Source organism: Algoriella sp. (assembly GCF_036647415.1).
Classification (GTDB): domain Bacteria; phylum Bacteroidota; class Bacteroidia; order Flavobacteriales; family Weeksellaceae; genus Empedobacter.
This window is the reverse complement of record NZ_JAVXKG010000049.1, coordinates 1-16,514: the sequence shown is the minus strand read 5'-3', so window position 1 is coordinate 16,514 and position 16,514 is coordinate 1. Positions and strand designations below refer to the sequence as shown.

Genomic DNA, 16,514 nt, shown 5'->3' with positions numbered 1-16,514 from the left:
TAATTAGTTTATCTCCATCTATTTCTCCTATAATTCCATTTCCAGAAATATAGTCGTAACCTGCAAATAATACTGAATTTTGTTTATTTGAAACATCCCTAATCAATGGAGAATTAAATATTTTATATGTTTTTTTATTGGCTAAAAAATCATCTATAGAAATAGTAAAAACACCGTCATTAGAAGATAAATAAAGTTTATTTTTATCTAAAAAGCTGTATAAAATGCGGTTATATGAATTAATTAATTTTAGCTTTGTTTTCGACACTTCAAAAACACCATGGTCTATTGTTGCTACATAAATCTTATTTTTATATTTAAAAAAAGAGACCGCTTCTAACACTAAATTATTATCTTTTTGAAAGGATGGATTGTATATCTTTTTTGATTTGGTATCAATTATAGAAATTCCACCTTGCGTTGCAACATACATAAGATTATTATCTAAAAATAACTTCCGAACTCTGTCCGAAACTAAACCTTTAGATGTATTAATCTGTTCAAAATTTTGACCTGTAAATTTTACAATTCCTTGCCCATAACTTCCAAGCCAAATATTACGTTCTGAATCTTCTGTAATTGTCCAAACATTATTAAACTGAATTTTCTCAAAACGTTTCATCATGATGAAATTCTCCATGTCTTTTACAAAAACGCCAAAACGAGTACCAGCCCAAACAAAATTTCGAGAATCTTTGTAAATACTTAGAATTTCATTTGCAGGAAGACCATTTTCATAGGTATATTGTTTTGTGTAAACAAATTGACTAAATGCCAACTTACTACAAAATAAAAGAATAAAAACAAATAGGTGTTTACGAAACAACATTCGCTAAAATTTTATATCCCAAAGTAGTTACTGGTAATGTATTTTCGCCTTCGTATGGATGACAATTCAAAATCAAAATATTTTTACGTTTATCAAACTTATTTGCAAAATTTATATTGACTAAATACGAGCGATTAATTCTTAAAAAGTTAATTTTATTAATTAATCCTTCTACTTCTTTCAGTGTTTTTGTTACCATAAAAGAGGCGTCTTTTGTATAAATTGTACAATAACTGTCATCTGCTTTACAGTAAATAATTTCATCAATTTTAAGTACTAAAACCTCTGTAATAGATGGAATAAAAATAATTCCATGCTCATTTTTTAATTGATTTTTTAAATCATTATTCGAAATTTCGTCCTCTACTTCTTCTATTTTTTCAATCTCGGTTATCGATTTTGGAACTATATTTTGTCGTTCTACAAAACGGTTCATTAAAATTTTTAAATCAGAAATTGCAATCGGTTTCATCAAATATCCCAAACATCCCCATTGATTTACTGCTTGTAAAATATAGTCAGAATGGGCTGTTGTAAAAATAACATCGAATTTTATTTCATCAAAATAATCAAATAATTTAAACCCAAATTCATCTGGCATTTGAATGTCTAAAAAAACAATATCTGGTTTTATTTGTTTAATAATCTCTACGCCTTCTTTAACAGAACTTGCCGTATCAATCGACATAAAAAAATCGGGCAAAGCATGTTGAATAATTTTTTTTAACCCTTGTTGAGCAAAATGTTCATCATCAATAATAAGAGCTTTGTACGTTTTCATTTTAAAGTATTTGAAACAAATATAAAAAGAAAAAGGATGTTCTAACGAACATCCTTTTTCTTTTATCCTATATATTTAGATTATACTCTTTTCGATTTTAGTTGCATAAAAACGCAGGCTATAATTGCTCCCACAGAAGCCATTATAAATCCTACCCACAATTGCGAATTATAACCAAGTCCCATAGCAATTGGTATTCCTCCTAAAAATGCACCCAAAGCATTACCTATATTGAAACTTGCTTGTCCCGCTGCAGCAGCTAAAGTTTCGGAACCTTTACCATTATTGATTAACATCATTTGTATTGGAGAACCTATTGTAAAAGCGACCAACCCTGTAATAAAAGACATGATGTACGCCATAATTTCTATGTGCGATGTGAAATAAACGACTACTAAACAAATTGCCATAGTAGAAAAAGAGATAATTGCTGCCTTGTTTGGCGACATTGTATCTGCTAATTTTCCTCCGATAAAGTTTCCCACAAACATTCCTAAACCAATTAAAGTCATAATAATAGGAACTTTAGTTTTTGGTAAATCTGCAACGTTTGTCATCAATGGAGAAATATAACTTATCCAAGCAAATAAACCTGATGTTCCGATAGAAATCATCAAAATTAATACCCAAGCTTCCCATTTTTTGAAGAAACTTAGTTGTTCTGTTAAACTTCCTTTATTTGTATTTTTAAGATTTGGCACCCATAACGATATTGCTAACATGGTGAATAATCCTAAACTTGAAATAATACCAAATGTTAATCTCCAAGAAAAAACTTGTCCTAATTTTGTTCCTAAAGGTACGCCGACAAGATTAGCGAATGTAAGTCCTGCAAACATGATAGATATTGCTTGCGCTTCTTTGCCTTTTGCAGCTAATTGCGCTGCAACAACAGATCCAACACCAAAAAAAGCTCCGTGTGGTAAACCAGACATAAAGCGTGCAATCATCAACGTGTTATAGCTTGGTGCAACGACAAATAATGCATTAAAAATGGTAAACAATAACATAAAAAAGATCAATACTTTTTTTGGAGAATATTTACTTGTCGCCATAATCAAAGTTGGCGCACCAACCATTACGCCCATTGCATACATGGAAATAAAATTTCCAGCTGTTGGTATTGAAATATTCAAATCATTTGCAAAATCTTCTAACACTCCCATCATCGTAAATTCCGTCATTCCGATGGCTAATCCTCCCATTGCTAAGGCAAGTAAACTCTTTTGTACCATTTATTCTTCTTCGTATAATTCTATCGGCAAACCGTCTGGATCTTCAAAAAAAGTAAATTTCTTTTGGGTATATTCATCCACACGAATTGGCTCTGCATTTATCTGATATTGCTTTAATTTCTCAATTTCTTTCTCTATATCACTCACAGCAAATGCCAAATGCCTCAAGCCAGAGGCTTCAGGTCGGGAAACACGTTGTGGTGGTTTGGGAAACGAAAAGAGTTCTATGCAATAATTATTTTGCAAAGCTAAATCTAATTTATAAGAATCTCGCTCTTTCCGATAAACTTCTTGCAAAATTTCTAAACCTAAAATTTCTGTATAAAAATGTTTTGATTTTTGATAATCGGAACAAATGATTGCGATATGATGAATTTTATTTAATGATAACATAGCTTATGAGTAATGATTATTTTTTGCTCTTTCATATTGTGGCAACCATTTTATATCGTCGCCTAATTCTTTGGCTGCGTGTAATGCAAAATATGGATCGCGTAATAATTCTCTTGCCAAAAAGATTAAATCAGCCTCATTATTTTGTAAAATTTCTTCTGCTTGATTTGATTCGAAAATTAAACCGACAGCACCTGTAATACAACCAACTTCATTTTTGATAGCAGATGCAAACGGAACTTGGTAATTTTTTTTAATCTCAATTTCTTGATGACTTACACCACCTCCTGTCGATATATCCATCACTTCTACTCCATTTTCTTTCAGAATTTTACATAATTTTATTGTTTCTTCAAGATTCCAACCATTCTCAGCCCAATCTGTTGCAGATAAACGAATCCAAAGAGATTCAGTTGTAATAAATTTCTTCATTTCTAATACAATTTCTAATACGAAACGAATACGATTTTCAAAACTTCCGCCATATTTATCTGTTCTACTATTGATTAAAGGAGAAAGAAATTGATGAACCAAATAACCATGCGCTCCGTGAATTTCTAAAATCTGAAAACCTGCTTTTATTGCTCGTTCCGTCGCTTCTCCCCACTCTACAATTAATTCTTTAATTTCTGTTATTGACAATTCATGTGGAATTTCGTCCGTTTCATTAAAAGGTAAATTAGACGATGAAACTGTTTGCCAACCATTTTCTTCATCCGACTTTATTTCTCCGTGTCCCAACCAAGGTTTTTCTGTGCTTGCTTTTCTACCAGCATGCGCCAATTGTATACCAGGAACGCAATTGTATTTATTAATTTCCGTAGTTAACTTTTGATAAGATTCTATTTGTTCATCTTTCCAAATTCCTAAATCTCCATAAGAAATTCGTCCTTCTGGTACTACAGCTGTCGCTTCAAGTATTATGGCAGAAACGCCACCAACTGCACGAGAAATATAATGTTGAAAATGCCAATCATCAAGAAATCCATCTTCTGAAGAATATTGGCACATTGGCGCCATGATAATTCTATTTTTTAACGTGATTCTATCGTTTATTTTTATCTGTTGGAATAACTTACTCATTTATCTTATTTTTAAAATATTTTATAAATTTATATCTTTTATTAAATACTGACAAAAAACATAGATTAGAAAAAATCTAATAATCAGTTGAATATCGTGATAAATCATTAAGACTCAGAATAATTTTTAATAAATCTTTCATTGTTTCTTAGTTTGTTCGTAATTTTACAAAAAAGTGAATTTTGGAAAAGAAAAAGATTGTCATTCTAGGTGCTGGATTTGCCGGACTAAAATTAGCCCGTAAATTAAATAATAACCCACACTTTTCTGTTACACTTATTGACCGCTATAATTACCACCAATTTCAACCTTTATTTTATCAAGTTGCAACAGCTGCAATTAATGCAAGTGATATTTCTTTCCCGATACGTAAAGTATTTCAGGAAAGTAAAAACATAAGTGTTCGTTTGGCAGAAGTAACTAGAATTAATAAAGAAAAAAACGAAGTTGAAACCACAATCGGTGATTTTTCTTATGATTATTTGGTTGTTTCGATGGGATGTACCACAAATTTCTTCGGAAACAAACAAATTGAGGAATTATCATTCCCAATGAAATCGACAAATGAAGCATTAACGCTTAAAAATCGATTACTTACAAATTTCGAGAGTGCATATTCTGCAGAATCTCCCGAAGAAATGGAAGAAATAATGAATATTGTAGTTGTAGGTGGAGGACCAACAGGAGTTGAGCTTTCAGGTGCAATTGCGCAAATGAAAAAATTTATTCTTCCGAAAGATTATCCAGATTTAGATTTCTCTAAATTGAATATTTATTTGATTGAAGGAAGTCCAAATTTATTAGGACCAATGTCAGATTTGGCGCACAAAAAATCGTTTGAATATCTATCAAACATGGGTGTTAATATTTGGACGGAAGGTCGCGTTGTTGATTATGACGGAAAGACAATTTCGTTAGCAGACGGACGTACAATAAAAACACGTAACCTAATTTGGGCTGCTGGTGTTACAGGAAATGTACCAGACGGAGCTGTTACAAAAGAGGAATTACAACGTGGAAATCGTATGAAAGTAGATCGTACGAGTAAAGTTATTGGTACCAATAACATCTACGCAATTGGTGATATTGCTTCTATGGAAACACCAAAATATCCAAACGGACATCCTCAATTGGCACGTGTTGCGGGAGATCAGGCTGTGAATTTGGCTAACAATTTCGAGAAAATTGGACAAGGATTTTCAGAAGATAAATTAAATTTATTTGAATACAGCGATCCTGGATCTATGGCAACAGTTGGCAAACGTAAGGCTGTTGTAGATTTACCTAAGTTTTCATTTTCTGGACGTTTAGCTTGGTTTACTTGGATGTTTTTACACCTAATGTTAATTTTAACTGTACGTAATAAAGTTGCTATTTTCTTTAACTGGGCGCATACTTATTTTACAAATGATTCATCATTAAGAATTATTGTAAGACCAACTAAAAAAGATTTTAGATTTAATCTGAAACAATATCGTCGTTTCCCTAAGAATCGCGAGAAAGAAATTGAAGCATAAATTTATTTCTCATTAAATATCAAAAAAAACGCTCAACAAATGTTGAGCGTTTTTTTGTATTCTATAATATTAAAATAATTATCTAATTTTATTAATTGTATTTCCATTTCTATCAGTTCTAATTCTTATTGAACTTGATTTAGCACTAACTACTTTACCTGATTTTTTATATTTCTCAATAAAATCAAACAATCCATTAAAATCTCCAGACAATGTATTTCCATTATAATCTTTGATAGAAAAAGTAGAAGTCAATAAACTTCTATTATAATTATCAAAATAATTTTCTAAATAAATTGCCCCAGATTGAAACTGGTCATCATGAACTTCAAACGATCCCGAACCAATAATAGGAATATAACCAGACATTACTGGATTCTCATAATATTCAATATAATCTAGACCTCTAAGATCTGAATTTGTTATATAATTTCCATTAAAAATTAAATCTCCTCTTTGATAAATTTTCAGATATAAATATGCTCCTGCTAATCTTCCATTTGCTGGAACAACATTTGTAGAAAGTTCAACACCGTAATAATATCCACCGTCTGCTTTTTCTATATCTGATACAACTGCATTACGAATCGGAAAAGACACTCCTTGATAATTTATCTGACCAGTATTTATAATATCTGGAACAAAATAACCATCATCATCATTAACACATGATGTAAGCGATACAGATGCAATTGCTAGCATCATCAAAAATATAATCTTTTTCATTTTCTAAAATTTATTATTCCTTTATTCTATTTTACCAATTACAAATAGCGTGCTAAAAAATTAATTCGCAATATTTTTTCATAAAAAAAGTGTCACAAATCTTGTAACACTTTAATTATAAGTATGATAAATTTCTATTTATTATCCTTTAATAACGATTTCCATCTTTTCTTGTTCTTCTAGAGCTAACTCTAAATCAACTAAGATACGTCCAGAATGCTCATCCGTAATAATTTTTTTACGTTGTGCAATATCCATTTGTCTTTGTGGTGGAATTGTAAAGAATGATCCTGCAGAAGCTCCACGCTCTACAGCTACAACAGCTAATCCGTTTTTTACAGAGTTTCTGATACGGTTATAAGCGTCTAGTAATCTTTGTTCTATTTTAGTAGAATATTCTACAGATAATTTTAACAAAGTACTTTCTTCTTTCTCAGTATCTTTTACAATTGTATCCAACTCGGCTTGTTTGTGACCTAAATGATCTTTCATAGAAGCTAATTTTGTATTAAAATCTTCTATTTGAGAATTTTTTTGTTGAATTTTAATTGTAAACTCACGAATACGTTTTTCTGCCAACTCGATTTCTAAACCTTGATATTCAACTTCTTTAGCTAAAGCGTCAAACTCTCTGTTGTTACGTACGTTATCTTGTTGTTTTGTATATTTTTTTATTAAAGCTTCAGCATTTTTAATTGCTTCTTTCTTTAATTTAATATCTTCATCCAAACCTTTTGTTTCGTCAACAACTTTTTGGATTCTCGTTTCCATTTGCGCAACATCGTCGCTTAAATCATCAACTTCTAAAGGCAATTCACCTCTTGTGTTTCTGATTTCATCTAAACGTGAATCAATTAATTGTAAGTCGTATAATGCGCGAAGTTTTTCTTCAACGCTCATTTCTTTGATATTTTTTGTTTCAGACATAGTTAACAATAATTAACAGGATTGGTATTAATTCCAGAATTAAAGACCACAAAATTAGTAAATTTTTCTTTAAGATACGAAGTTATTAAGTTTTTTGTAAACTGTTCTGATTCAAAATGTCCAATATCTGCCAAAACTATCTTATTTTCAGCGGAAAAGAAATCATGATATTTTAAATCAGCCGTAATATAAATGTCCGCTCCTGCTCCAATTGCATTTTTTATAGCAAAAGCGCCAGAGCCTCCAAGTACAGCAACTTTCTTAATTTTTTTGTTCAATAAATTAGAATGTCGAACAACAGGCGTATTCATTTGTTGTTTTAGATAGGCAAAAAAATCTTTTTCGGTCATTTCTTCTTCTAATTCGCCAATCATTCCGATTCCTACGTATTGATTTTTATTATTTAGAGGAATAATAGAATAAGCTACTTCCTCGTACGGATGCGAAGCAAATAAAGCAGCCATAATATCAGCTTCTAAATGTTGTGGCATGATAACTTCTATTCTAGTTTCGTTTACAGTTTCTAGCTTGCCTATTTCTCCAATAAAAGGATTTGCTCCATCAATCGGTCTAAAATTACCTTTACCTTCTACTGTAAAACCACAAGAATCGTAGTTTCCTATTTTTCCGGCTCCTGCTTCGTACAGCATATTTTTTATAACTTCTGCGTTTTCTGTTGGTGCGTAGGTAATCAATTGCTTGATTGTATTTGCTTTTGGAATTAAAATTTTTGTTTGATTTAATTTTAATTGTTCCGAAATCTGAAAATTTACACCAACTTTCGAATTATCTAATGCCGTATGTGTTGCATAAATATTAATTCCGTTTTTGATGGCTAACATTACAGCTTTTTCTACATAGGTTTTTCCGTTAAGCTTTTTTAATCCAGAAAAAATAATTGGATGAAAACTAACAATCAAATTACATTTTTTTTCTATTGCTTCTTGTACAACTTCTGGCGTCGTATCTAATGCAACTAAAATTCCTGTAACCTCATCATTGTAATCACCAACTAAAAGTCCTACATTATCAAAATCCTCTGCATAAGCCAAAGGCGCTATTTTTTCCATTGCCGAAGCAACATCTTTTACTTTGATCATTTTATCGCTTCATTTTCAATTTTTCGGTTGGTAAATCATTCTCGATTCCCTTCCAGTAGGATTCAAAATTAAACTTTTCTAATAATTTTCGCGATGCAATATTGTCGGGATCAATTACAGCAATTATTTCATGTGCAGGAAAATTATTTTCAGCACTAGAAATCAATTCATTACAAATAATTGTGCCAATTCCTTTTTTCCAAAATTCTTTTTTGATTATATAACCAATTTCTAAAGAATTTTCTAAATGATTATTATAAACAATTTTACAATCACCCAAAAATGCATCTTTTTCATCATAAACTTTAAAATAACCCAATTTGTCGTGAACAGAACTTTTTTCTAAAATTGAAGTAAATTTATGATTGGCTTGTTCTTCTCCCAAACCTTTTCCTGAAATATATTTCATTAGCTCATCATCTTGAACAAGCTTAAAATACTCGTTAAAATCTGTAGGATTATATTTCTCTAACCGAATTTTTATCATGAAAATTTGTTATTGCTTTTAATAAATTGATTTGATTTATTGTACGATTAAGATTTTGTTTTGGATAAGATATTGAGTAATACACATTATTATTCAGATAATCTGACAAAAACCTAACCGCTTGAATATAAATTACAATATACGCAACAAAATCCATATTTTTGATTTCTACAGCAGACAATTCGTCTTTTAAATGTTCTAAAAACCCATTTTTAACTGCTTGATAATAAGTAGGCTCAAATGCGTTTTCTCCATTCGGATCATCTTCTGCTTTTAAATTGGCATAGGTACGAATCATATCTCCAAAATCGCACAAAATATTACCAGGCATTATTGTATCCCAGTCTATAACAGCTATTGCTTGTGAATGTTTTTCTTTATTAAACAAAAAATTACTGAGTTTTGCATCAGCATGAACCACGCGTTTGGGAAAATCTATTTCTAAATAACGTTTTACTTGATAAAGATTATCTAAAATATAGTTTACCTCGTTTTTGGTTTCTTGTAAATGTTCTTCTGAAGCATTTTCTAACGCAGAATTAAAATCTTTTATACGTTTCTCATAATCTAAAAATCCGTCAATTGATGGTTCTATTTCATCAATATTTATATCGATAAGATTTGCATGAAACTCGCTAATTGTTTTTGCAGCTTCGTATGCTTGTTCCGCAGATGCTACTTTTTCGAAACAAATAGAATTTGAAATATAAGAGCTTAATCGCCAAGTTTCTCCATTTTCTATCACCAATAAATTTTGATGTAAATCTGGTACAATTTCTATAATTGAACGAGGATAATTTTTTGTTTTTAAATGAGTTGAAATCAAATTTATATTAGACGAAATAATTTCTGGTCTTGGAAAAACATTTGTATTAATCTTTTGTAAAATATATTTTTTGCCTTGATTATCTAACTCAAAAGTGGAATTTATCCAACCAGAAGTAATTGGTTTTATGTGAATATCATCACTATTTTTAAAATAATGTTTTAGAATGTTTTCCATATTTTAAGTCCACAATGATTTTGGATATTTTTGATCATCAACCAAATCTCGAATAGAATTTACGACTACTTCTCTATCTTCTGGATAAGTCATTCCGAACCAATTTTCGTTAGATTTTTTTACAATCACTTCCAATTGATCTTCTTTAATCATATCATTAATTACTTTTGGTAAATAAAATTCTGATTTCAATTGGCTTGAGTTTTCTTTCAGAAATTGATTAAATTTATCTTCTAAACTTCTAAAAATTGAAGGATGTAAAATCCAAAAATTCATAGAAACTAAAGATTCTGCATCTAGTACAAAGTTTGCGTTTTCTTCCTCATACATTACAATACCTTCCTCATCTCTAAAAATATTTGTGCGTTCTATTACAAGTTTTAACAATTCGTCTTCAACAGTACAAATTCCACGAGAAACAGCTCCATTTTCGCTCAATGTATTTTCTAGTTTGTAAGCGACCATTCCGTAACGATTTGCTAAAATTAATTCTTGTTGAACCAATTCATTTGCTTTCTGAAACGCCTTTTGTCCATAAAAATCATCTGCATTGATCACGATGAAAGGATTTGTTAAATGATTTTTTGCAATTAACAAAGCATGTCCAGTTCCCCAAGGTTTTTTACGATGTTCTATTGTATCATAAATTCCGCGAGAAACACCCGTATAAGTGGTCTGTAGAATAAATTCTACAGATCCACCATTACGTTCTATAATATGTTGGAAATATTTTTTTGTTTCTATATCAAATTGTTGATTAATGATAAAAACAAAATGTTGAACGCCAATTGAAAAGGCATCAAAAATTGAATATTCCATCAATGATTCTCGACTAGGACCAATAGGATCTATTTGTTTTTGACCATTGTATCGGCTTCCCATTCCTCCTGCCAATATCACTAAAGATAAATTATTAGCCATAGTTTTCAAATCCAAAAACTGGTTTTCTTGTTTTATATTTTCCTCTTGTAAAGTCAGGCATTTCCTGAGAAGCTCCGTTTCCTTCGATAGATTTTTCACTTAAAGGTGTTACGGCATACCAAGTTGCTAAATCGTAAACATCAAAAGGAAATTCTTTGTTATTTTTTATACATTCGATAAAATCATTGATTAAGAAGAAATCCATTCCACCGTGTCCAGCTCCTTCAGCCTCTTTTTCAAATTTTTTCCAAATTGGATGATCATGTGTTTTTATATATTCCTCTGAATTTGCCCATTTGTGAGAATGTTGCATTTCATTTTCGAAATAAATAAAACCTTGATTAAATCCTCCCGAACCAATATCTTGCCAGATACCATCTGTTCCTTGCATTCTAAAACCTAAATTGTATGGACGTTGTAAAGACGTATCGTGTGTTAATAAAATTGTTTCTCCATTCTCACACTTCAACATTGTTTGTACAATATCTCCTAATTTAAATTCTACTTTCGCATTTGGATGATCTTTACCTGCCTTTTCTACGATATAATCCGTCAAACCTGCTTGTTTAGATGCCATAGATGTTAAATGAGTAATTCTATTTCCACGGTTAACATCCATCATAGTACCAATTGGTCCTAAACCATGTGTTGGGTACAATTCTGCATTACGTTTTACATAATGGTTGGTACGCCAAGCAGCTTCCGAAAATCCTTTATCTCCAAATTCTACACCACCACCATAAGCTTGTTTTCCATCGTTAAATAAAACGTTACGCAAATCGTGTTGATACCCACCTTGACCATGTACTATTTCACCAAACATACCTTTACGCACCATATTCATTACCGCCATAATATCGCGACGATAGCAAACATTTTCCATCATAAATACTGGAACTTTTGTTTTCTCATACGTATCTACATAATTCCAACATTCTTGTAAATTCATTGCTCCACATACTTCTAAACCTACAATTTTACCAGCATTCATTGCCGCAATTGTTTGCTCTTCGTGAAACTCCCATGGCGAAGAAATAACTACAGCATGTATTTTTTTATCTTTGTATAGTTTTTTATAACCATCTAAACCTTTGTAATATTCAACTGGTTTTTTTCCGTGTTTTACAAAAATTTTATTCGCACGATCTATCATTCGTTGATCTGGCTCTGCAATAGCAACAACCTCAACATCATTACGCTTCAACAATTCGTCCAAATGAACTTGTCCTCGCATACCGCATGCTACTAAACCTACTTTTACCTTATCTATTTTAGTTGAAAAACTAAATAATGAATCTGGTGATACCAACGCAACAGTAGAGGCAGCTGCAGTAGATTTAATAAAATTTCTTCTATCCATAATGTGTTTTAATTTCGATTTTCTAAGTATTAAACGACTGCAAAATATTAAAAAACTTTATAATAGTCTATTTTTAATTCTCGAAAATTAAAACGTTTTAGGCGCATCTTTAGGAAATACTATAATAAATTCTGTAGTAGAAAATTTTTCTTCTTTTGGCTTTTCTATAGAAAGTTTTTCATCTGTACCTTCTAAAATTTCTATGACTGCAATTTTTAAATTTGGATTAGATTTTTTCAAAAACCAATAAATTCCACCATAACTTTTTGAATGATAATCACCATTGTAATGAATAAATAAATTATTAGATTTATAATATTCCAAAATAGTTTCGGACATCGTTGCATCTTTCAGAGCTTGAGCCGCCACAAATTGTTTTGCTTTAATTCCTGCATGATCACCCATCATTTTTATCATTTCTGGATAACCAGGCGCATCATAATCAATCTCTAAAGGTAATTTTGCTATCAACTTTTTATCTTCTTTAGAAATAGTATCTAAACTCGATAATCCATTTTTGGCAACATACGAAGCAAATTTACGTGTAACGTTAGTTGCTACAAATTCTATTTTTTTATCTTTCGCTAAATCAACTAAAGATTTATAATCTGTTGCATAATTTTGCCATAATTTTGTTGCTGCCTGAAATTCTTTATCAGTCGTTTTACCTAACAAATAGTTGTTTAAATCTGTTTGTTGATGACGTTCAAACATCTCTGCACCAAGTGTCAAATTACCATTCTTCTTCTCATACAACGCTTTTGTAACTTGTAATTGCAACCAATGGTTAACTGCATTGTTGTGATATTCACCAAATAAGACAATATCGTAATTAGAAAGTTCGTTGATCATTTTATGAAACTCTACTTTCTTCTCTTTTTTATTATAAATTTGATAAATTTTAAGCTCTTGCGCATTTGCGACTATCGAGCTTACGAATAAGAAAGCACAAATAATTTTTTTCATCTTTGTTATTTAAATTAATTCTAAATTGTAACAAATTAACAAAAATCTCTACGAATAATAAAAATAAAATTCAACTACTATGAATAAAGTTCTTGAAATTCATCAACTAACTAAACGATTTGGCAGTTTTACTGCTGTAAATAACATCAGTTTTTCAGTAGAAAAAGGAAATGTTTATGGATTATTAGGTCCAAATGGAAGCGGAAAATCAACTACATTAGGAATGATTTTAAATGCAATAAACCCTACAGCTGGAAGTTGGAAATGGTTTGATCAAAATCCAGATAATAATTCGCTAAAACGAATTGGTGCAATTATCGAAAGTCCTAAGTTTTATCCTTATCTATCTGCTCAGAAAAATCTAGAAATTGTTGCAGATATCAAAGAAGCAAGTCATTCTAAAATTGATGAAAAGCTAGAATTGGTTGGATTAATTTCTCGTAAAAAAGATAAATTTCAACATTTTTCATTGGGAATGAAACAACGTTTGGCAATTGCTGCGGCGTTATTAAATGATCCTGAAGTTTTGATTTTAGATGAGCCTACAAATGGATTGGATCCACAAGGAATTATTCAGATCAGAGAATTGATTATTAAAATTGCAGAGCAAGGAACAACCATTATTTTGGCAAGTCATTTATTAGATGAGGTAGAAAAAGTTTGTTCGCATGTTGTGGTTCTTAACCAAGGAAAAATGTTGTACGCTGGTTCTGTAGATCAGATGAATTCTAGCTTTGGTAGCATTGTTGTTTCGGCTGCAAATATGGAAAGTTTAGAATATACGCTTAAAACACTTCCATTTATTTCGAAAGTTACACACGAAAATTCAAAATTATTGGCCGTTTTAACGGAAGAAAAAGATCCTGCAGACATCAATAAAATTCTTTTTGAACAGGGTATTGTCGTTAATCATTTGGTAAAACGAAAAGAATCTCTAGAACATCAATTTTTCCAATTAATTCAAAATCAAAACAACTAACTAATATGAAAAGATTATTTAACATCGAGTGGAACAAAATGTTCTACAACACGGGAACACGAATTTTTATCATTTTATATTTTGTGATGATTATTTTGATGGGAATTACATTGCCAAGTATCAAACCAAATATGAGTGGACAGGTTGTCGATTTTATCAAATTTGGTGCATTAGAATTTCCTGTAATTTGGCATAACATTGCTTGGTTAGTAGGTTTTGGTAAATTCTTTTTGGCAATTATTGTAATCAATAATATCTCTAACGAATATTCGTTTGGGACGTTTAAACAAAACACAATTGACGGTTTATCTAAAACCGAATTTTTTGGAACAAAATTATTAATGAATCTAATTCTAACTCTATTTTCTACATTTTTGGTAGCTGCTATTGTATTAGGTTTAGGCGCTTTTTTTAATGATAAATTAGATTTTTTTAATGGAATAGAATTTTTAGGAGGTTATTTTATAGAAATCTTTGCATACGTCGTATTTGCGATGTTTTTAACTTTTTTATTAAAGAAAAGTACATTTGCTATTCTATCTTTAATTGTCTTAAACATTGGAGAATCAATCTTAAAAGCTGTCGAATATTTTGCTAGATTTGGAAAAAATGAACCAATAGATTTAGAAAAAACCACTTTTTTCACCAACTATTTACCCTTAAATTCAAATTCAAAAATAATCGATTATCCACCAATAAGTATCACAAAATTAATGACAACGGGAAAACTATTTGATACATCAAATATTCAATGGGAATATTTAGCCATTAATGTTTTTTACATCATTTTATTCTTAGCCTTATCATTATTCATCATCAAGAAAAGAGATTTATAAAACATATTTTTATAATCAGAACTATAAAAGCCAGCAATATTGTTGGCTTTTATAGTTTCAAGTCAATTTATTCGATAAACCAATAAACAATTTCAGTTGTTTTTTTATCTTTGCAGTTATGCAAATGACAAATTTCGAAGAGCTAAAAGGGCTTTTAAAATCAGCACCAAAGAAAATTGCTATCCTTCCGCACAAAAATCCAGACGGAGATGCAATTGGATCTACATTGGCTATGTTTCATTATCTGAACAAATTAGGACATTCTTGTAACATTGTTTCACCAAATGATTTTCCTAAATTCTTAAAATGGATGCCATCGGCAAAAGAGATCGTTATTGCAGATTACAAACCAAAAGTTGCAGAAGCAATCATACATCAAGCTGATTTAATTTTTATTTTAGATTTTAATACAGTAAAACGAATTGACGATTTAGGAAACTGGGTTGAACGTTCTAATGCACCAAAAATATTAATAGACCATCACCGCGAACCTGATACGTTTGATTTTATGTATTCGGATATTGAGATGCCTGCAACATGCCAAATGGTTTACAATTTTATTGAAACCATGGACAATTTAGACTTAATTGACAAAGGCATTGCTGAGTGTATTTATACTGGTATTATGACAGATACAGGAGGTTTTCGTTTCAGAAATACATCATCAGACACACATCGTATTGTTGCAGAATTAATTGACAAAGGTGTAGAAGTAGATAAAGTAACTTCTTATGTTAACGATTCGCAAACACAAGGTCGTTTAAAATTATTATCATTAACGCTAAATAATCTTACATTTTTACCAGAACATCGTACAGCTTTTATGTTTCTTAAAAGAGAAGATCTATTAAAGAATGGTTTTCAGAAAGGTGATACAGAAGGTTTTGTAAACTATGGTTTAAGTGTAGAAAATTTTATATTTTCTGTTATTTTTATTGAAGATACACATCATAATTTTATAAAAATTTCGTTACGTTCTAAAGGTGATTTTGATGTAAACGAATTCTCTCGCAAATATTTTAATGGTGGAGGTCATATGAATGCTGCAGGAGGTCGTTCGGATTTAACTATGGAAGAAACAATAACTTACTTCCAATCATTATTACCAGAATATCAAGAAAAATTGGCTAATATTGTCATCTAAATGAAAAAAATTACCTTAGTTGCCTTCGCTGTACTTGCCTTGTCAAGCTGTGATAAAAAAGTAGTGCAATATCCTATTTCATATTCAAATGATGATTTTATGAAACGCTCTCAAGAACGTGGAAAACTTTTACACCAAGAAGAATTGCAATGGTTTGATGAGTACATAAAAACGTCTAACCAAAAATTTGTAAAAACAAGTTCTGGTTATTGGATTTCGAATTCAGG

General features: G+C 30.6%; 18 protein-coding genes. 5 read left to right on the top strand and 13 right to left on the bottom strand.

Annotated elements, in window-relative coordinates; translation table 11 throughout:
• The 5 genes from RSC72_RS14810 to RSC72_RS14790 form a co-directional block, all read right to left on the bottom strand.
• Window positions 1-829: two-component regulator propeller domain-containing protein (locus RSC72_RS14810; RefSeq protein WP_332578602.1), on the bottom strand; the 829-nt coding region annotated here is incomplete at its 3' end.
• A complete protein-coding gene (locus RSC72_RS14805) occupies window positions 816-1,610 on the bottom strand; it encodes a LytR/AlgR family response regulator transcription factor (RefSeq protein WP_332545424.1) in 795 nt (264 codons plus the stop codon). The genes RSC72_RS14805 and RSC72_RS14810, both read right to left, overlap by 14 nt.
• A gap of 80 nt (window positions 1,611-1,690) precedes the next feature.
• Window positions 1,691-2,845, bottom strand: coding sequence for an MFS transporter (locus tag RSC72_RS14800; protein ID WP_332545422.1), 1,155 nt, complete (start codon window positions 2,843-2,845; stop codon window positions 1,691-1,693).
• Window positions 2,846-3,238, bottom strand: a complete 393-nt coding sequence (gene gloA2, locus RSC72_RS14795; RefSeq protein WP_332566265.1) for an SMU1112c/YaeR family gloxylase I-like metalloprotein — start codon at window positions 3,236-3,238, stop codon at window positions 2,846-2,848.
• Window positions 3,239-3,241: 3 nt separating this feature from the next.
• Window positions 3,242-4,321, bottom strand: coding sequence for an NADH:flavin oxidoreductase/NADH oxidase (locus RSC72_RS14790; RefSeq protein WP_332545420.1), 1,080 nt, complete (start codon window positions 4,319-4,321; stop codon window positions 3,242-3,244).
• A gap of 182 nt (window positions 4,322-4,503) precedes the next feature.
• On the opposite strand from RSC72_RS14790, the gene RSC72_RS14785 reads away from it, so the two are divergent.
• A complete protein-coding gene (locus RSC72_RS14785) occupies window positions 4,504-5,838 on the top strand; it encodes an NAD(P)/FAD-dependent oxidoreductase (RefSeq protein WP_332545419.1) in 1,335 nt (444 codons plus the stop codon).
• A gap of 78 nt (window positions 5,839-5,916) precedes the next feature.
• Here the strand turns inward: RSC72_RS14785 and RSC72_RS14780 are convergent, their stop codons facing one another.
• From RSC72_RS14780 to RSC72_RS14745, 8 genes are all read right to left on the bottom strand, one after another.
• Complete coding sequence (locus RSC72_RS14780) at window positions 5,917-6,564, bottom strand: hypothetical protein (RefSeq protein WP_332545418.1); 648 nt, start codon at window positions 6,562-6,564, stop codon at window positions 5,917-5,919.
• A 141-nt stretch (window positions 6,565-6,705) separates the two neighbouring features.
• Window positions 6,706-7,491 carry a zinc ribbon domain-containing protein gene (locus tag RSC72_RS14775; protein WP_332578601.1) on the bottom strand — a complete coding sequence of 262 codons (786 nt, stop codon included), beginning with the start codon at window positions 7,489-7,491 and terminating at the stop codon, window positions 6,706-6,708.
• A 2-nt stretch (window positions 7,492-7,493) separates the two neighbouring features.
• A complete protein-coding gene (locus RSC72_RS14770) occupies window positions 7,494-8,591 on the bottom strand; it encodes a Nif3-like dinuclear metal center hexameric protein (RefSeq protein ID WP_442878330.1) in 1,098 nt (365 codons plus the stop codon).
• Window position 8,592: 1 nt separating this feature from the next.
• Window positions 8,593-9,078, bottom strand: a complete 486-nt coding sequence (locus tag RSC72_RS14765) for a GNAT family N-acetyltransferase (protein ID WP_332545847.1) — start codon at window positions 9,076-9,078, stop codon at window positions 8,593-8,595.
• Window positions 9,050-10,081, bottom strand: coding sequence for a phosphotransferase enzyme family protein (locus RSC72_RS14760; RefSeq protein ID WP_332545848.1), 1,032 nt, complete (start codon window positions 10,079-10,081; stop codon window positions 9,050-9,052). The genes RSC72_RS14765 and RSC72_RS14760 overlap by 29 nt, the downstream gene beginning before the upstream one ends.
• Window positions 10,082-10,084: 3 nt before the next feature.
• On the bottom strand, window positions 10,085-11,002 hold the full coding sequence (locus RSC72_RS14755; protein ID WP_332545849.1) for a nucleotidyltransferase family protein: 918 nt from the start codon (window positions 11,000-11,002) through the stop codon (window positions 10,085-10,087).
• Window positions 10,995-12,362, bottom strand: coding sequence for a Gfo/Idh/MocA family protein (locus RSC72_RS14750; protein ID WP_332545850.1), 1,368 nt, complete (start codon window positions 12,360-12,362; stop codon window positions 10,995-10,997). The genes RSC72_RS14755 and RSC72_RS14750 overlap by 8 nt, the downstream gene beginning before the upstream one ends.
• A gap of 87 nt (window positions 12,363-12,449) precedes the next feature.
• Window positions 12,450-13,328, bottom strand: a complete 879-nt coding sequence (locus RSC72_RS14745; protein WP_332545851.1) for a ChaN family lipoprotein — start codon at window positions 13,326-13,328, stop codon at window positions 12,450-12,452.
• Between the two features lie 79 nt (window positions 13,329-13,407).
• On the opposite strand from RSC72_RS14745, the gene RSC72_RS14740 reads away from it, so the two are divergent.
• The 4 genes from RSC72_RS14740 to RSC72_RS14725 all read left to right on the top strand — a co-directional run.
• Window positions 13,408-14,307 carry an ABC transporter ATP-binding protein gene (locus RSC72_RS14740; RefSeq protein WP_332545852.1) on the top strand — a complete coding sequence of 300 codons (900 nt, stop codon included), beginning with the start codon at window positions 13,408-13,410 and terminating at the stop codon, window positions 14,305-14,307.
• A gap of 5 nt (window positions 14,308-14,312) precedes the next feature.
• Window positions 14,313-15,143, top strand: a complete 831-nt coding sequence (locus tag RSC72_RS14735; RefSeq protein WP_332545854.1) for an ABC transporter permease — start codon at window positions 14,313-14,315, stop codon at window positions 15,141-15,143.
• A gap of 118 nt (window positions 15,144-15,261) precedes the next feature.
• Window positions 15,262-16,287 carry a DHH family phosphoesterase gene (locus RSC72_RS14730; RefSeq protein ID WP_332545855.1) on the top strand — a complete coding sequence of 342 codons (1,026 nt, stop codon included), beginning with the start codon at window positions 15,262-15,264 and terminating at the stop codon, window positions 16,285-16,287.
• Window positions 16,288-16,514: membrane lipoprotein lipid attachment site-containing protein (locus RSC72_RS14725; RefSeq protein ID WP_332578600.1), on the top strand; the 227-nt coding region annotated here is incomplete at its 3' end.